The following is a 16681-nucleotide window of genomic DNA, read 5'->3' as shown; positions in this document are numbered from 1 at the left end:
AGAACACATGAAAAAGATTTTTTATTCGCTTGCTCTAATTTTCGCTGGATTTATGGCGAAAGCAGATGTCCAATTACCTGCCATCATTGGAGATCACATGGTTTTGCAACAAAAAAGCAAAGTCACTTTATGGGGTTGGACCACTAGCCCTACGGAAACAGTGAAAATCAATGTGGATTGGGATACGACACATTTTAAAACCAAAGCTGTTTTGGGAAAATGGAGTATTCAAATTCCAACACCAGCGGCTGGTGGAAATCACCAAATTGAATTTCAAGGAAATAAAAATTCCATAAAAATCACAGATGTGGTTTTTGGAGAAGTTTGGGTTTTCTCTGGTCAAAGTAATATGGAATGGAGCGGGGATCAAAATTTACAAGAGACCTTGGATGAAATGCCCAATGCAAACAATAATCAAATTCGCTTTTTTTATATTCCTAAAGCTACTTCTTCTTTTCCACAAGAGGATGTCAGAGCACATTGGGTAGTATGTAATCCTGAGGCCATGAAATCCTTTTCGGCTATTGGCTACTTTTTTGGGAAAGAATTAAACCAAAAATTAGGCGTTCCTATGGGATTAATCAATTCCAATTGGGGAGGAACACCTGCTGAGGTTTGGACCCCAGAGGATGTATTAGCCAAGAAAAGTAATTTATGGGAAGCGGCAAAGCAACTTAGACCGAATGCCTTTTGGTCTGTTTATCCTGGCTTAAATTACAATGCCATGATTGCTCCCATCACTTCATACACCATTGCGGGTGCATTGTGGTATCAAGGTGAAAGCAATGTAGGACAATACAAAACGTATGCTGAACTCATGGAAACCATGATTGCTTCGTGGCGAACAGCATTCAAGAATAATTTTCCATTCTATTTTGCACAAATTGCGCCCTACAATAAATACGGAGAAAATAACCACGGCGCAAAACTTAGAGAAGCTCAAACCAAGAATTTATCCATTGAAAAGACCGCCATGGTCGTTTTAAGTGATTTGGTGCCCGATGTAAGTAACATTCACCCAACCAAAAAAGTAGAAGTGGCACATCGTTTTGCTAGTTTAGCTTTGGTAAAAAATTATGGTCAAGAAGCAGGACCTATATTTTATCCTAAATACGACAGACACCGTGTAGAAAAAGGGAAAATTCGTATCTATTTTAGAGAATTAAACGGCAAATTAGTCGCCAAGGATGGTGATCCATCTCATTTAATGATTGCCGGAGAAGATCAAAAATTCTATCCAGCACAAGGAAAAATCGATGGAAATACACTTTTGGTTTCAGCTCCAGAAGTTCCTAATCCTGTAGCCGTAAGGTATTCCTTTACGAATGATGCCATTCCCAATTTATTCAGTCGCGAGGGTTTACCCGTTAATCTTTTCAGGACTGATAACTGGGAAAACTAAACCCTTTCACAATAGCCTAACATAAATTCATGAAAAAAATATTTCTTTACTTATTAGCCTGTAGTAGTTTTTCCAGTTTTGCTCAGCAAACTAACGCTCAATTATACGAGGATTTACAGTCCATTCAAGTTTTAGGTACAGTACTACACGTAGCGGCTCATCCTGATGATGAAAGTACCCACATGTTGACTTGGTTTGCGCAAGAGCAACATTGGGAAGCCAATTATTTCTCATGTACGCGAGGTGATGGAGGTCAAAACTTGATTGGAGATGAACAAGGAGTGCCTTTGGGATTATTAAGAACCCAAGAATTATTAGCTGCTCGAAAAATAGATGGAGCTCATCAGTATTTTTCCCAAGCCTTGGATTTTGGTTTTTCTAAATCCACCGATGAAGCTTTAAGCACTTGGAATCATGAGCTAATTTTGTCGAATTTGGTATGGGTAATAAGAAAATTACAGCCCGATATTATTTTTACCCGTTTTCCTCCCGATGCACGAGCTGGACATGGTCACCATTCAGCATCGGCAGCCTTGGCTATTGAAGCTTATGCCGCTGCCGCTGATCCTAAACGTTTTCCTGAACAATTAAGTAGAGGAGTAACAACTTGGCAAGCCAAACGACTGCTTTGGAATACATTCCGTTTTCCTGGTTCTGCCAATAGTACCATCAATGAAAACCAGTTCAAAATCCAAATTGGAAATTATTTACCTGCTCTAGGAGTCAGTACCGGTGAGTTAGCTGCCTTAAGTCGTAGTCAACATAAATGCCAAGGATTCGGATTTGCCGCAGACAGAGGCTTAAGTACCGAATATTTTGAAACCTTAGCAGGCGAAGCACCTAAACAGCAGTTATGGGATGGAGTTTCCACATCATGGTCTAGGATCCCAGGTTCAGAATCTGTTGAAGCTCAATTGAAAGCGATTATACAATCTTACCAATGGGAAAAGCCATATGCCAGTGTTAAAGCCATGATAGCTTTGAAAAAAGCAATAGAAGCATTACCAAAATCCACTTACCAAGAAAAGAAACTAGTTCAAGTGAAGAATTGGATTTTGAAAGCTGCGGCTTTATATGTTTCAGGAACAACCCAACAAAGTACCATAGCTACGGGGGATACCTTGAATTTCAAAACAGAAATTATTTTAAGAAGCCCTTTAAACTTGGAAAATGTTCACGTGAAAGTTCTTCAAAAAGACACAACTTTTGCCGGCAAAATCAATAGTTCACGAAAACTCATTTGGAATACAAAAGTTCCTGTAAATCAAGCATATACACAACCATACTGGTTGCAAAAAGCTAGAAATCTTGGCAATTTTGTTGTGGAGGATCCCATGAAAATAGGTCAAGCTGATGTGGACCCAGCCGTGACGGTTCAGCTAAGTTTTCAATTAGAAGGAGAGACATTTAGACTAGAAAAATCCATTCAACAAATGTTTGTGGATCCAGTCAAAGGTGAGATTTACCAGCCAATTGCTATTACTCCCAAAAGTGTATTTTCTTTAAGTTCCCAAGTGCTTTTACTCCCTAGTGGCTCTAAATCGAGCAAAAGTACATTGGTCAATATTACAGCTATGTCTGCAATAAGCCCTGGTCAGGTTCAAATTAAAAATGAATTAGGAGAAACCTTAGCCAATATTTCTTTGGAAAAAGGACTCAGAAAAGGAGAGAAGAGATCTTTTGCTATTTCATTCCAAGAAAATGCGCTAAAACAAACTGGCAAAATTCATCATCAATTGTCTTTGGCTTACACGACAGAGCATGGAAATTGGGTTGATTCTTTGGAAATGCATACTATTGAATATGCTCATATTCCAACTCAACGCTATTTTACCGGAGTAGGATTGGATATTATACATAGTCAAATTATTAGCAAAGGTAAGCGTATTGCTTACATACGTGGGGCGGGAGATAAGGTTCCAGAGGCTTTGATGCAAATGGGATATCAAGTTGATTTTCTTCAAGAAAGTGATTTGAAATTTGAATCCTTAAAGAAATATGATGCCGTAGTAACTGGAGTAAGAGCTTATAATACAGAGGATTATTTAGGTAATGCACATCCAGAATTGATGAAATACATTGAAAATGGTGGAAATTATGTGGTTCAATACAATACAGCTAGTTTCTTAGGACCAATGAAAGCCCAAATGGCGCCTTATCCATTCCAAGTAGGACGTTCAAGAATTACCCGTGAAAATGCTCAGCCCGAGTTTTTAATAGCCAATCATGCGGTGTTTAATCAACCCAACAAAATCACAGTGGATGATTTTCAGGGTTGGGTACAAGAACGCAGTATATATTTGGGAGAATCCAGTGATGCTCATGTAGAATTTCCACTTGGTTTTACGGATCCAGGTGAAAAATTAGAAAAAGGGAATATTGCAGTAGCCAATTATGGAAAAGGGCGATTCATTTATACGGGACTAGTATTCTTCCGGGAATTACCTGCGGGAGTACCTGGGGCCTACCGCTTGTTTGCCAATTTAATCAGTAACCCAAACAGTAAATGAAATTAAGTATTCAAAGGATAATTTGTCTCGCTTTTGTGTTGATGACACAATGTAATTTAATGGCGCAGACTTATTCATTTCCTATCATTAGAACAGATAAAATTCAAATTGCGAGGGATTCCTATGGAGTCCCTCATATTTTTGCACCAACTGATCCAGAAGTGGCTTATGGTTTAGCCTGGGCACATGCAGAAGATGATTTCAAGACCATTCAAACCTTAATTTTAACAGGGAAAGGTAAATTAGGTACTTATTTAGGTAAGAAAGGGGCACCGGTAGATTATGTATTTGGCCTTCTACAAACAAAAAAAGTGGTGGAAGAGCAAATTAGTACCATGGATCCCAAATTCATTTTACTAATCAAAGGCTACTTGTTGGGTTTAACAGCTTATGCGGAAGCGCATCCCAAAGAAGTTTTAAATAAGCATGTTTTTCCTATTAGCGTGGAAGAATATCTATCCACCACTGTATTTTCGGTGGCTGTATTTTGTGGAGTTGAAAGGACTTTACCCAAATTATTGAATGGCAGTATAGCCACTTTGCCTGGATTTACAGGAGAAGGAAGTAATTCCTTTGCCATTCATGCCAATAAATCGGAAAGTGGGGAAAACATGTTGGTCATCAATGCTCACCAACCAATAGAAGGTGCTACAGCTTTTTATGAGGCGCACCTTCAAAGTGAGGAAGGTTGGAATATGTTAGGTGGTCTATTCCCGGGGGCCCCATTAATCTTTCATGGAACAGGTCCAAATCTGGCTTGGGCTCATACGGTCAACTTTCAAGACAAAATCGATGTATATCAATTAAAAACTGATGCCAAACATCCAGGTATGTATCAAGTGGATGGGGAATGGCTGCCTTTGGAGAAAAGAAAAATCAAGTTAAAAATCAAAGGCTTACCCATTTCAATTTCTAAAATGGCCTATCGTTCCATTTATGGCCCAACTGTAAAAGGACCAAAGGGCGCGTATTTTTCCATGCGTTTACCTTCTTTGATGGATTCCAAAGCCTTGGAACAATGGTATCATATGAATCGTGCGAATAACTTCACTGAATTCAAAAAAGCATTAGAAGAAAATCATTTGGCCATGTTTAACATCCTTTATGCAGATAAAGAAAGTAACATTTTCTATGTTTCCAATGGTAAAATGCCCTATCGAAATCCGGATAAACAATATCATTGGGCATCAACTCTTCCTGGAAATACGAAAGCCAGTTTATGGACTTCTTTCAAACCTTTTTCTGCTTTGCCTCAATACCACAATCCTAGCAGTGGATATTTATTCAATACCAATCATTCTCCATTTTTGGCAACAGCTGAAAAAGAAAACTTAAATCCTAAGGATTTTGATGCCAACGATGGCTATGAATTGTACCATAATAACCGAAGTGTTCGAGCTAGGGAATTATTGGAAGCAGAAGAAAAAATCAGTTATCAGGAATTAAAACGAATCAAATTTGATCGACAATTACCTAAGAAAATAGTATTTCCATACGGATATGCTGCTGATTCCTTGTTTTCAGTTCAAGCCTCAAAATATCCACACGTTCAAGCCTTAATCGAAAAATTACAGGCATGGGATCATGTAGCCTCACCTGAAAGTCAGGGGGCTTTGATATATTTGATGGCATACTATCATGTACCCAAAATCATGGCTGGTCGACAAGATCAAACATTAACTTCTACGGAAGCTGTTCAAGTGTTTGAGCATATTCAAAAAACCTTAATGCAGCATTTCAAGCGAACAGATTTAACTTTAGGTGAGGTACAAAGATTAGTCAGGGGAAAAGAAAATTGGCCTCAAGGAGGCATGCCTGATGTGCTGGCAGCTGTGATGTCTGTTGAAATGGAAGGAGGAAAGAGAAGAATGAATAGCGGCGATGCCTATATACAATTTGTTCGATTCCCTAAAGACGGAGGATTACCTTTCATTGAATCTGTGAATACTTTTGGTGCCAGTTCTAATCCAGAAAGTGCACATTTTGCAGATCAGAGACCTCTTTATCAAGCCCAACAAGTCAAGCCGATGACACTAGATAAAAAAGCGGTGCTTGAACAAGCGAAAAGAGTGTATCATCCGGAGTAGGGCAGTTATTAGGGATTAGTGTTTAGTTATTAAGTAATATAAGATTCAGGAATTAGGACTAGTTTTTAGGGATTAGTGTTTAGTTAATAGATTTATTATTGTTCGTTTCAATTATTCTAATAACTTATAACTAAACACTAATACCTATAAAACCCTTCTCCTGATTTTTCGCCTAATTTTCCGGCATCTACGTAAGTTTTTAATAAAGCAGCAAATGCCTTTGAATTAGCATCTGGCAATTGATGGGTAACATGCCAAGCCGTATCTAGACCAATGGAATCTAAAATGGCAAATGGTCCCATGGGAACATGAAAATTCACCATCCAAGATTTATCAATATCTTCTATCGTAGCTACTTCATTTACCAAAAGTTTACCTGCAGCTCCCAAAAATGATAATAACATGGCATTAAAAAGGTAGCCGTGGTTCTCTTTTTTAACTAATACAGGTACTTGGTTGAGTCTTTTCCCAAATTCATCTAAAATGGGTATTAAGTCAGCATCTGTTTCAGGATGCGGCATAATGTCCACAATTTTAGAGTAAAACACATCATGAAAATGAAATGCACAAAAACGCGCTGGACGCCCAGTAAACGATGCCAAAGAGGAGGGAAGTAAATAAGAAGTATTGGTGGTAAATATCGTTTTTTCAGGTGCAATTTGCCCCATTCTTGACCAAACTTGTTGTTTGAGTGCTAAATCCTCTGTGACTGACTCAGAAATGATATCAGCATCAGAAACGGCCTCCTCATCGTTTAATGTATAGTTCAATCGATGTAAAGCAGCAGCTATATCATCTTTTGAATAAGTCTCAGCAGCAAAAAGTCCCTTAGCAATCTTGGAAATCATCTTTTGAGAGATGATAAATGATTCCTCTTTGATATCATAAATTTTTACCCAATAACCGGATAAAGCAGCTTGAAAGCCTATTCGGCTGCCAAGGGTACCTGCACCTAAAATACAAACATGCTTGATTTCCATATTAAATTCGATGAGTTAGAATACTTTGAACAGCTAATTTTCCACAAGCTTTGACTACATGAATCAATGCCGCAAAACGGGGATCCGGGGCAAATCCCTGTACATGTCTTTGGTAAATTTGTTGAGCAATGACACCCACTTTAAATAAGCCAAATGCATAGTAAAAATGAATCTTATCTAAATTCAATGAACTCCGTTGAGCATAATATTCAATAACCTCAGCTCGGGTAAAATTACCTTCAGCATACGATAAATTGAACATTTTTAAAATTTCTGGATCTTTAGCCTCCGCCCAATAGGCTAACACCGTACCTAAATCCATCAAAGGATCTCCCACCGTGGCCATTTCCCAATCCAATACCGCTTTAATCTCGGGTTGATCTAAATTGGACAAAACTAAATTATCGTACTTAAAATCATTATGTATGAATCCAACGTGTTCTTCCATTGGAATATGCTCTTGTAACCATGCAGCCAAATGGTTCATATCCAAGATTTCTTCTGTTTCGGCTTTGAAATATCGTTCCGACCAGCCCAGCACTTGTCGCGTGACAAAACCCTCAGGCTTTCCCAAATTCCCCAAACCTGATTTTTCGAGTTCTAATTGGTGCAATTCTAACATTACATCCAATGATTTAGCCGAAAGCTGTTGGAAGAAATGGGGGGATAAATGTTGTCCATCCGGCATTTTATTCCGTAAAATGGGCCCTTCAACATGCTCCATGATGAAAAATGGAGCATCCCAAATGCTCTCATCCTCACAACAGAGAATGGGTTTCGGTATTTTATTGTATCCAGCTCTTTCCAAAGCTTCCAAAATTCGGAACTCCCTGACCATATCATGGGCTTTGGATATTTTCTTTCCTAAAGGTGGCCTCCGCAAAACCCATTTTTTGCCTTGAGATTCTATTCCAAAAGTTAAATTTGAAAAACCACCTTTAAATGAATGCAATTGTATATCAGATGCTGGAACATGTAAATGATCCGACAAATATTCCAATAAACTGGGGTTCGTTCCTTGAATCATTTGGCATTGTAAGATTGAATAATTCGCTTCGCTAATACCGTTTTATGCACTTCATCAGGACCATCATAGATTTTTGCTCCTCGCTCATGTCGGTACCAAAATGACAATAAGGTATCATCTGTAATACCTAATGCACCATGTACTTGAATTGCTTTGTCAATAACACGCATCAAGACATTGGAAACATAAAATTTAATGGTTGAAATATCTTCCTTGGCAGCCTTAGCTCCATATTTTTCAATCAAATAAGCAGTTTGTAAAACCATCAATCTAGAAGCTTTAATTTCTGCAGCACTTTCTGCTATACCATGTTGAATACTTTGTTGTTCTGCCAAAACATGATTGGGATTTAATTCCCTTTCCATGGCCCGCTTACACGTCATTTCCAACACTCGTTCACATATACCAATCCAGCGCATACAATGATGAATTCTTCCAGGTCCTAATCGTTCTTGTGCTAAAGCAAATCCTGATCCTGCCTCACCGATTAAATTCCCCTTGGGTACTCGACAATCTTTGAATTCCACTTCACCATGAGATAAATAATCTTCACCTACATCACCCATGATTGAAATATTTCGAATTAGGCGATAACCAGGATTGTCCAATGGTACCAAAATCATACTTGCCCTTTGGTAGGGATTTGTGTTGTCAGGATCGGTTACAGCCATGACAATGGTAAATCTGGCTCCATCAGCGGAAGAGGTAAACCATTTATGGCCGTTGATCACATATTCATCACCATCCAAAACAGCACGAGTCGAAAGATGGATGGGATTACTACCAGCATGTTCTGGTTCTGTCATGGCGAAACAAGAACGTATTTCCCCCCTTTGTAATGGATGAAGGAATTGTGCTTTCAAATCTTCAGATGCAAATCGGTGCATCAATTCCATATTACCAATATCGGGTGCCTGACAATTGAACACATAATGACCTAATGGGCTTTGACCTAATACTTCTGAAATAGAGGCAAATTCCAAAAGACTCAATCCTAATCCTCCTTCTTTCTCAGCAAGATGAGGAGCAAATAGGCCCTCTGATTTCGCTTTGTTTCTCAATGCTCCTAAAGCAGGAAGATGAGCCTTAAAAGAACCATAAATGGCTCCTTGTTCTAAGGGTCTTAGATGCTCTTTGACAAAATGCTGGTAACGAGGTAATAGATTGGCCACCCGCTCCGATAAAAAAATAGAAGGTATTGATTCCATAGGGTTTAAATCGTAAATCCGCCATCGGCTGTTAAAACCGTACCAGTTGTATAAGAAGATGCCTCAGAAGCCAAATAAAGTGCAGCTGCCGCTATTTCATCTGGTTTACCTACCCGTTTAATGGGTAAGTTTTTCATCATATGCTTGAGAATATGTTCATTATCCCAAAGCGCTTCCGAGAATTTCGTTTTAATTAAACCAGGACAAATGGCATTGACACGGATACCATGTTCTCCCCATTCTTTAGCAAAAACTTCGGTCATGGAAATCAATGCTGCTTTACTGACACTATAAATTCCTAAACCTGGCTCTGGGGATAATCCTCCAATAGAGGAAATATTGATAACTGAGGCAGCTTCTGATTTTTTCAAATAAGGGAAGCAAATCTTCATCAATTGAAATGGGGCTTTTAAATTCACTTCGATGATTTTATCGAATGCTTCTAAACTCGTATCCTCCACAGGTCCAAAAAAAGGATTCGTAGCAGCATTGTTTACCACTATATCCAATTGTCCATAAAATTCAATGGTCTGATCTACTAAAGATTGTAATTCATCCATGTGGCCCACATGACAGGCAATAGCCTCCACCGACAAACCCTTTTCTCTGAGCTCTAGAGCCATCTCATCCAATGACTCTTGTCGTCTACTACTAATAACCACTCTGGCACCAGCTTGAGCGAAAGCCTCCGCTATACTTAAACCGATGCCTTTACTTGCTCCTGTGATTAAAGCGACTTTCCCTTCGAGGGAAAACAGGGTGAATGGATGCATAAAAATATTCATTTGTTAAGAAACAATTTAAGCATTCTAAGCTAGATTTGAATTGGCTTTCAGCGATTTTTTTTATATTCCTCTTTATTTATGCTTTTAAAATTCATGAACATGAAACAAGTCATTTTTGAACAAACAGGATTACCAAAGGATGTACTAAAGATGGTCGAGGCACCCATGCCAGAACCCAAAGCCCATGAAGTTAGAATTCAAGTGCTGGCCAGAAACATCAATCCTTCCGACATCATGTTCGTTCAAGGATTATATGGGATTCAACCCAAATTACCGTCTAGTGCTGGTTTTGAAGCAGTAGGCTTGATTGAAACCACAGATAGTACATCCGTATTTCCAGTAGGTACACGAGTTATATTTACAGCAATAGGCACTTGGAAAGAATATGTGTGTGTTCCAGTCAATTCTGTCATTCCTGTCCCGAAAAACATGAGTAATGAAATGGCATGTCAAGCGTTTGTCAATCCATTAACGGCCTATGCTATGTTGGAAGCTAGTGGACTAAAAGAAGGAGATACATTATTGATTACAGCAGGAGCTTCAGCATGGGGTAAATTAGTCATTCAAATGGCTAAGCAAAAGGGTATTTGGGTAGCAGCTACGGTACGACAAGCCCCTCAAAAGAAACATCTATACGATTTAGGAGCAGATTTGGTCATTGATACTGAAAATGAAAAAGTAAGCAGACTTATCAGGGAACATGTCCCCAATGGAATACAAGCCGTATTTGATGCTGTCGGCGGAACTTTAGCTGCTCAGGCTTTATCTTGCCTAGCTGTAGGAGGGACCATGCATGTATTCGGGCTTTTAAGCCTAGAAAACATTCCGTTAAATTCAGGCTTATTGATTTTCAAAGATTTAACAGTAAAAGGCTTCTGGCTGAGCAGTTGGATGGAAAATACTAGTCCTGAAACAAGAAAAACAGCCATTAAGACTGTTTTTGAGCACTTGAGTAAAGAAAGTATTCAAGTTGATGTTGCTAGCACATTTCCATTAGAAAAATTCCAAGAAGCTATCCGAGCTTACGAAACTCCGGGTAGGAATGGGAAGATTTTGATAGTTAGTTATTAGGGTTTAGGTATTAGGTATTAGGGGTTAGGTATCATATTCATTTATAACGAAACACTAATAACTATTAACTAACAACTGATAACCAATAACTAAATCTGCGCCATCACCGCATCATCACCTTTCAGCGCATTGGATGGAATAGGATGCTCGGCATTGAAAACGCGAAGCTCTTGGTTCGTAAGTATGACTGATTTGTTTTCATCCACTTCGCCCTTTTTATTTAAAACAAGGTTCATATCCATCCCTAAGTGCTTGGCTAAAAATGGATATAGAGCCATGCGTTTGTTTACTCCATAATCGTGTACATCTTTGGCTAGATGCACATTCTCTACCATAGCTTCTTTTTGAAATAAAGAATATATATGTTTAATAAATGGATATTCTACATTGGGAGTATTTTTAGTCCAATCTGCTCCATCTGAAATCAAAAGCATAGGTCTAGGAGCTGTTAATGAAGCTATTTCCACATTATTAGTTTGATAATCACCTTTCTTGTGAATAGGCATTCCACTTTCGCAATTGCAGCCACCAAAGAAATGAGCTGAAACCATAACACATGGCACAGACACTTTAATTCTTTTGTCTAAGGCTGCTAGCAAAAAAGTTTGAGTGCCTCCACCAGATTCACCTGTCATGCCTATACGCTCAGAGTCCACTTGTGCTAAGCTCAATAAAAAATCCAAAGCACGTGTGCCATTAATCGTCTGTAATTTTAACGACTTCTTGATATTATGAGTGCACTGTTGGGAATCTCCATAACCAAGCATATCATAAGCAAATACAATGGCACCCATACGAGCAAGCGTAGCGCATCTTCTTTGGGTTTGCTCTCTAAATCTTCCTTCCGCTGCTCCATCATGGCCATGTGTGCATAAAATTCCAGGATAACTTTTCCCTGCAACTAATTCAGCCGGACGGTATAGATTGCCTGTTACATAAAAACCGGGAATACTTTCAAAGGCAACGTTTTCAATTGTGTAGCCATTGTATTCCTTTTTACTGTGAATGATAGGAGCCAAGGTAGGGGCTGATGGCATTTTGTTTAACTCCATGCCGGCTTTGATTTGCTTGATGATCTGCTCCGAACGTTTATTCCAAACTTTCAGATTAGCTGGAGTATGTTTTTCTAAAAAAGCTTTCCCTTCAGCCTCGGTGAAATAGCCTCCGCGACAAAGTTCAGGTTCATTGTCGGCCATGGCCCATGTAGCAGATGGAAGACAAAAGGCGCCTACGGTGAGACTGGCAGATTGTAAAAAATGTCGACGTTTCATATTCATAGTTTATAGGTTTAATTCGATTATTTAGATTTTTTTGAGGTGTATTGAACATCCATTTCATGTATTCGAAATTGAATCATTTCTCTGATTAAGTCCTTGGGCAGAACTTTATTCATGGGGAATTGAATAGTTCCTTTCGACATTACATATTCTTTGGATTGTTCTTGAAAAGCTTCAATGCAGCTAGCATGTGGAAATAAGCTGATATGGTCTTTGAACGCGCCAAAATAAGCAACAATTTTTCCTTTCCATTTAAAAGCTGGCATATGGTATGATATTACTTCTATTCCATCTGGTACAAGATGTTTCATGATTTTTCGAATCTCTTGTAAACGCTCATGTTTATCCAAATCTTGAGATTCAATATAGTGATCTATGGATTGATATGCGGTTTTATCCATGTTCTATTTTTTCCAAAAAGTAAAAAATTATTTGACAAAAAATATCCTTTTTAACCTAATTCACTCTGAAATTAAACAAATTTTCCAAAGCATATTTTCTGGCTATATTTATCCAAATGGATTTTAGTCTTCAGTGCTAAAATCTACGGATATAGCCCAAACCTAATTCAATCATTCGCCCCTGTGTATCCTTTTGATATTCTTGACTGGTCCAGCTTGCCCTAACATTCAGCACATGAAGTGTTTGTATGGATTTTCGGTAGGACAAACTTATGCCATTCGACTGCAATTTATAATTGGATGCATTAATCAATACGAGGTTTCTTTGCTCATCTGGAGAAAGACCCGTATTTAATCCAAGACTGATAAAATCATCTTTTCCTCCCAAGTAATAGCGAGAAGTGAAGGCAAAAGATTGACCAATTTGACCCGAAGCAGGACTAAGATAAGTTCTTACATTAAACCAAAATGAACGATAGTATTTCCCCAAAGATGCCGTGTAAATCCAGGAATTATGGCCAAAAAACAAGTATCTCAAACCTGCCTCTGCTTCATAACTTTTAGGTAAATTAGCATAAATGGATATTCCAGACCGAGACTGAGGAAACACGCCTAAATTAGCAGAATATCCAGCACTGATATAGGCGGAAAAAATATTGGAAAGTCGGGGATATACATCCAACTCATATTGAACCCCATTTCCATTAAATCGATTAGCATAATTAAATCTGCCTATCATGGGGCCTATACCCGTTTGTCTACTGTATTCCAAACTGGTCAAATGCCAAGGATCTTCAAATTGTTTATCAAAAGATATGAAAGTATAAGTTAGTCCAATTCGATTGGCAGCACTATTTTCTCGAATTCGATTGGCCCAAGCTCTTGCTTCTGCATGATCAGGATGATTCTTCAATACCAAAGAAATTACTTGATCGGCCTCAGACCATTTTTTTTGACTCGACAAAAACTTAGACTTCAAAATTCCAAGTTCTATGGATTGAGGAAATTTAGTTAAACCTCGATTGCTGAGAGCCAAGGCTTTTTCTACCTCATGATTCCAAAATTCTACTTGAGCGTAAGCCACATACGCATCTTCAAAGTCTGGATTTTGTTGAATAACCCATTCAAATTCCCTTCTAGCGCTATCTGCTTGATTCTCCCAAGAGTATAAGCGACCTAAAAAAATCCGAATATCATAATCTTTTGGGGATTTTTGTATGGCTTTTTTGGCTAATTGTTTCGCCTGAGTATATTGTTTTTGTTCGAATGCCGCCTTCCTAGCTTGACTAAATAATTCATCAGCTTGTTGCGAATAAGCCGGTATTGAACTGCAAAAGAGCAGGAAAAATAAAGAGATATGTAATTTTATAGACATACAAGAACGAAAAACGTAGTTCTATAAAAGTAAATAAAAAATTAAAAAATAAGATGTAAGTCCCATTCACAATTTACCATTCACCATTAACAATTTATAATTCACCATTCACCATTAACTTATCGTCTTTCCCTGTAGAAATAGCTTTGCTATAATCTATTCCTTGATACTGATTGGCTATAAACTTGATTCCTTGTAAAAGGTGATTGCGGTACATGGGATTCTGATAATCCGTTTTGGCATGTCCTAAGGTAGTTACCCAAACATGCCCACCTTGGAAACTTTGATACCAAACTGCAGGAAAATAGTCGCCAAAAGTGCCCGCATTTTTCAGAATTAAATCCGATTGTTTTTTATCTAAGGTAGTCACATCATGCATCATCAAAACCTTGATACCAGGATACATTTCTCTTCCAAAATAACACTCATCCTCTTTGGTCCAAACAGCAGGAATCCCCTCCATGGATGGATGCTTAGGGTCAATATTGATTAGTGAAAATGGCTGGAAATTAGCATGCCAAGTGAACGTTTCGCCCACCATCATTTTAAACCAAGCCCATTTACGTTCTGTACCTGTTACCGAATGTACTCCCACAAAACCACCACCTGCTTCTATGTAGCGCCTAAAAGCTACTCGCTGCTCATCTGTTGCAAATACATCATTGTTCGTACTTGTGAAAATAAGCATGGTATATTTTTTCAAATTCGCTTCCGTGAAAATGTTTGGGTCATCAGAAACATCGACCGTAAATTTATTTTCCACTCCTAATTCTTTAATACAAGCTACAGCCGAAGGAATATTATCATGCACATAGCCTACACCGTTTTTGGTATACACTAAAACCCGACTATTCTTCAATTTATGCTTTTGGGCCAATGCGGGTGAAAGCATAGTGGCAAAAGTGAATGCAAGTAATATGAAGCGACTGTAGACTATTTTTTTCATGTTGTTTTCTATTCTGTGAACTACGCATAAAACCCAAATGTGCTTTGTTTTTACTCATATTTTGAAGCCAATTCAAAAATTATGGATTTACTCCGTGCTGATCTATCAAATAAATGATGGCAGCCATATTTACTGCACCTAATAGTAATTCTCGTTTATTCACATTCTCAAATACATCCGTTTTGGCATGATGAAGGTCAAAATAGCGTTGGCTATCTGGTATTAATCCTGACAAAACGATGGATGGATTGACTTTAACCAATGGACCAATATCGGCACCAGTGCCTCCTAAAGTCAGTTCTCCACCAAAAGGCTTAAATAGGGGAGACCATGTTTGAAATTTCTTCCATTGCTCTTTGGAACAAGTAACTCCAATGGATCTTGGAGTAAATCCTCCCTCATCGCTTTCCAGCGCAAAAATATGTTTCTCTTGGTTCGTTTTAGCTTGGTTGGCATATTCGTTGCCACCACGCATACCGTTTTCCTCATTAGCAAATAAGACAAAACGAATGGTCCGCTTTGGTCGGTAATTAAAGGCTTTCATGGTTCTTAGAATTTCCATGGTTTGTACTATACCCGCTCCATCATCATGCGCTCCTTCATTCACATCCCAACTATCCAAATGACCACCGACCGTAATGATTTCTTCAGGATATTCAGAGCCCTTTAATTCTGCGACTACATTGTTTTCATCCGCATCTGGCAGAAAATATCCATAGGTCTGTAACTGAACCCGAACAATGGACTTTTTACTTAATTCATATAATTCCTTAGCGTCTTCTGGTCCCAAAGCTAGTGCTGGTATTTTAGGATAAGCTTCATCATAGGCCATACTGCCTGTATGTGGCTCATTATCGGTAGCAGTACTTAAGGAATGAATCATGACACCCACCGCACCGTATTTAGCAGCCCGACTAGGCCCTACACGGCGAAAAACACCAGATTCGGCATAGGCTTTAAACGTTTGGAATTTAGTAGGATCAAAAACACTATGAAAATAAACTACCTTCCCCTTGATATCATCCTTACGTTTCTCCATTTCATCAAAACTCGCAAATGAAATAATATCAGCTTCTATTAATCCATTGGATCCCAATGAATTACCCAAAGCAAGCGCCTTCATTGGATGAATTTGAGCTAGCCCATTCACAGCTACTATGGCAGCAAAATCATTTCCTCCACGCTTCCAATTAGGTGTTTTTACTGCCTGAAAATATACTTTATCTGCTTGAAAAGCTTCCAAACTTTTTTTCCCCCATATAGCTGCATTTTGTTGTTGGGGCGAACCCGCTAATCGACCACCAATTTGCTTGGTTAATTCCCTCAGTTTGTCATAGGCTTTTCCATGCGTCATGATTTCATCCGCCATTTTTTTAATCGTTAAGCTATCTTGAGGAGATTGGGAATTCGCTAAAAAAGGAATTGCTATGAGTATAAAAAGTAGTTTGTGCATGGATGAAATTATTTGTTGAAGTATAAATCTAAAAAACAATCAGGAATATATTAACCTGCATTCCATGATTGAAAAAATCAAATTTTTGACTTTAGGATAGCCATAGAATCCCATTCGTTTATTTTTAGGAATCAGGATGAAAAAAAATGTAGGAAAAAA

13 protein-coding genes are annotated in these 16681 nt (G+C 38.4%); 4 read left to right on the top strand and 9 right to left on the bottom strand.

Annotation, left to right across the window (positions count from 1 at the left end):
* Positions 1-7 precede the first annotated feature (7 nt).
* Genes G9H60_RS09570 through G9H60_RS09560 form a run of 3 tightly spaced genes read left to right on the top strand, consistent with a single transcriptional unit; the run spans position 8 to position 5999 of the window.
* On the top strand, positions 8-1402 hold the full coding sequence (locus G9H60_RS09570) for a sialate O-acetylesterase (protein ID WP_223143830.1): 1395 nt from the start codon (positions 8-10) through the stop codon (positions 1400-1402).
* Positions 1403-1431: 29 nt separating this feature from the next.
* Positions 1432-3912 carry a PIG-L family deacetylase gene (locus tag G9H60_RS09565; protein WP_223143829.1) on the top strand — a complete coding sequence of 827 codons (2481 nt, stop codon included), beginning with the start codon at positions 1432-1434 and terminating at the stop codon, positions 3910-3912.
* Positions 3909-5999: a penicillin acylase family protein gene (locus tag G9H60_RS09560; RefSeq protein ID WP_223143828.1), complete on the top strand. Its 2091-nt coding sequence runs from the start codon at positions 3909-3911 to the stop codon at positions 5997-5999. Before G9H60_RS09565 ends, G9H60_RS09560 begins: the two co-directional genes overlap by 4 nt.
* Positions 6000-6136: 137 nt before the next feature.
* Here G9H60_RS09560 and G9H60_RS09555 read toward each other — a convergent pair whose 3' ends face one another.
* The 4 genes from G9H60_RS09555 to G9H60_RS09540 are packed head-to-tail and all read right to left on the bottom strand — an operon-like array spanning position 6137 to position 9999.
* Positions 6137-6979: a 3-hydroxyacyl-CoA dehydrogenase gene (locus G9H60_RS09555; protein WP_223143827.1), complete on the bottom strand. Its 843-nt coding sequence runs from the start codon at positions 6977-6979 to the stop codon at positions 6137-6139.
* 1 nt (position 6980) lies between these two features.
* The gene (locus G9H60_RS09550; protein ID WP_223143826.1) at positions 6981-8006 is read right to left on the bottom strand and encodes a phosphotransferase family protein; all 1026 of its coding nucleotides are present in this window, start codon (positions 8004-8006) and stop codon (positions 6981-6983) included.
* Complete coding sequence (locus G9H60_RS09545; RefSeq protein ID WP_223143825.1) at positions 8003-9214, bottom strand: acyl-CoA dehydrogenase family protein; 1212 nt, start codon at positions 9212-9214, stop codon at positions 8003-8005. Before G9H60_RS09545 ends, G9H60_RS09550 begins: the two co-directional genes overlap by 4 nt.
* A gap of 5 nt (positions 9215-9219) precedes the next feature.
* Positions 9220-9999: a glucose 1-dehydrogenase gene (locus G9H60_RS09540; RefSeq protein WP_394369780.1), complete on the bottom strand. Its 780-nt coding sequence runs from the start codon at positions 9997-9999 to the stop codon at positions 9220-9222.
* Between the two features lie 99 nt (positions 10000-10098).
* On the opposite strand from G9H60_RS09540, the gene G9H60_RS09535 reads away from it, so the two are divergent.
* Positions 10099-11070: a zinc-dependent alcohol dehydrogenase family protein gene (locus G9H60_RS09535; protein WP_223143824.1), complete on the top strand. Its 972-nt coding sequence runs from the start codon at positions 10099-10101 to the stop codon at positions 11068-11070.
* Between the two features lie 89 nt (positions 11071-11159).
* On the opposite strand, the gene G9H60_RS09530 is transcribed toward G9H60_RS09535, so the two are convergent.
* From G9H60_RS09530 to G9H60_RS09510, 5 genes are all read right to left on the bottom strand, one after another.
* Positions 11160-12341 carry an alpha/beta hydrolase family protein gene (locus G9H60_RS09530; RefSeq protein ID WP_262900004.1) on the bottom strand — a complete coding sequence of 394 codons (1182 nt, stop codon included), beginning with the start codon at positions 12339-12341 and terminating at the stop codon, positions 11160-11162.
* Between the two features lie 26 nt (positions 12342-12367).
* Positions 12368-12748 (bottom strand): iron chaperone, encoded by a 381-nt coding sequence (locus G9H60_RS09525; RefSeq protein ID WP_223143823.1) that lies wholly within the window; start codon positions 12746-12748, stop codon positions 12368-12370.
* A gap of 136 nt (positions 12749-12884) precedes the next feature.
* Positions 12885-14123 carry a YaiO family outer membrane beta-barrel protein gene (locus G9H60_RS09520; protein ID WP_223143822.1) on the bottom strand — a complete coding sequence of 413 codons (1239 nt, stop codon included), beginning with the start codon at positions 14121-14123 and terminating at the stop codon, positions 12885-12887.
* A gap of 94 nt (positions 14124-14217) precedes the next feature.
* A complete protein-coding gene (locus G9H60_RS09515) occupies positions 14218-15069 on the bottom strand; it encodes a ThuA domain-containing protein (protein ID WP_223143821.1) in 852 nt (283 codons plus the stop codon).
* A 79-nt stretch (positions 15070-15148) separates the two neighbouring features.
* Positions 15149-16522: a M20/M25/M40 family metallo-hydrolase gene (locus tag G9H60_RS09510; protein WP_223143820.1), complete on the bottom strand. Its 1374-nt coding sequence runs from the start codon at positions 16520-16522 to the stop codon at positions 15149-15151.
* Positions 16523-16681: the final 159 nt, after the last annotated feature.

Origin of the sequence: Aquirufa aurantiipilula (assembly GCF_019923745.1) — a bacterium.
In the GTDB taxonomy this organism is placed as follows: domain Bacteria; phylum Bacteroidota; class Bacteroidia; order Cytophagales; family Spirosomataceae; genus Aquirufa; species Aquirufa aurantiipilula.
The sequence above is the reverse complement of the archived record's forward strand: the minus strand, read 5'-3'. Positions and strand labels throughout refer to the sequence as shown.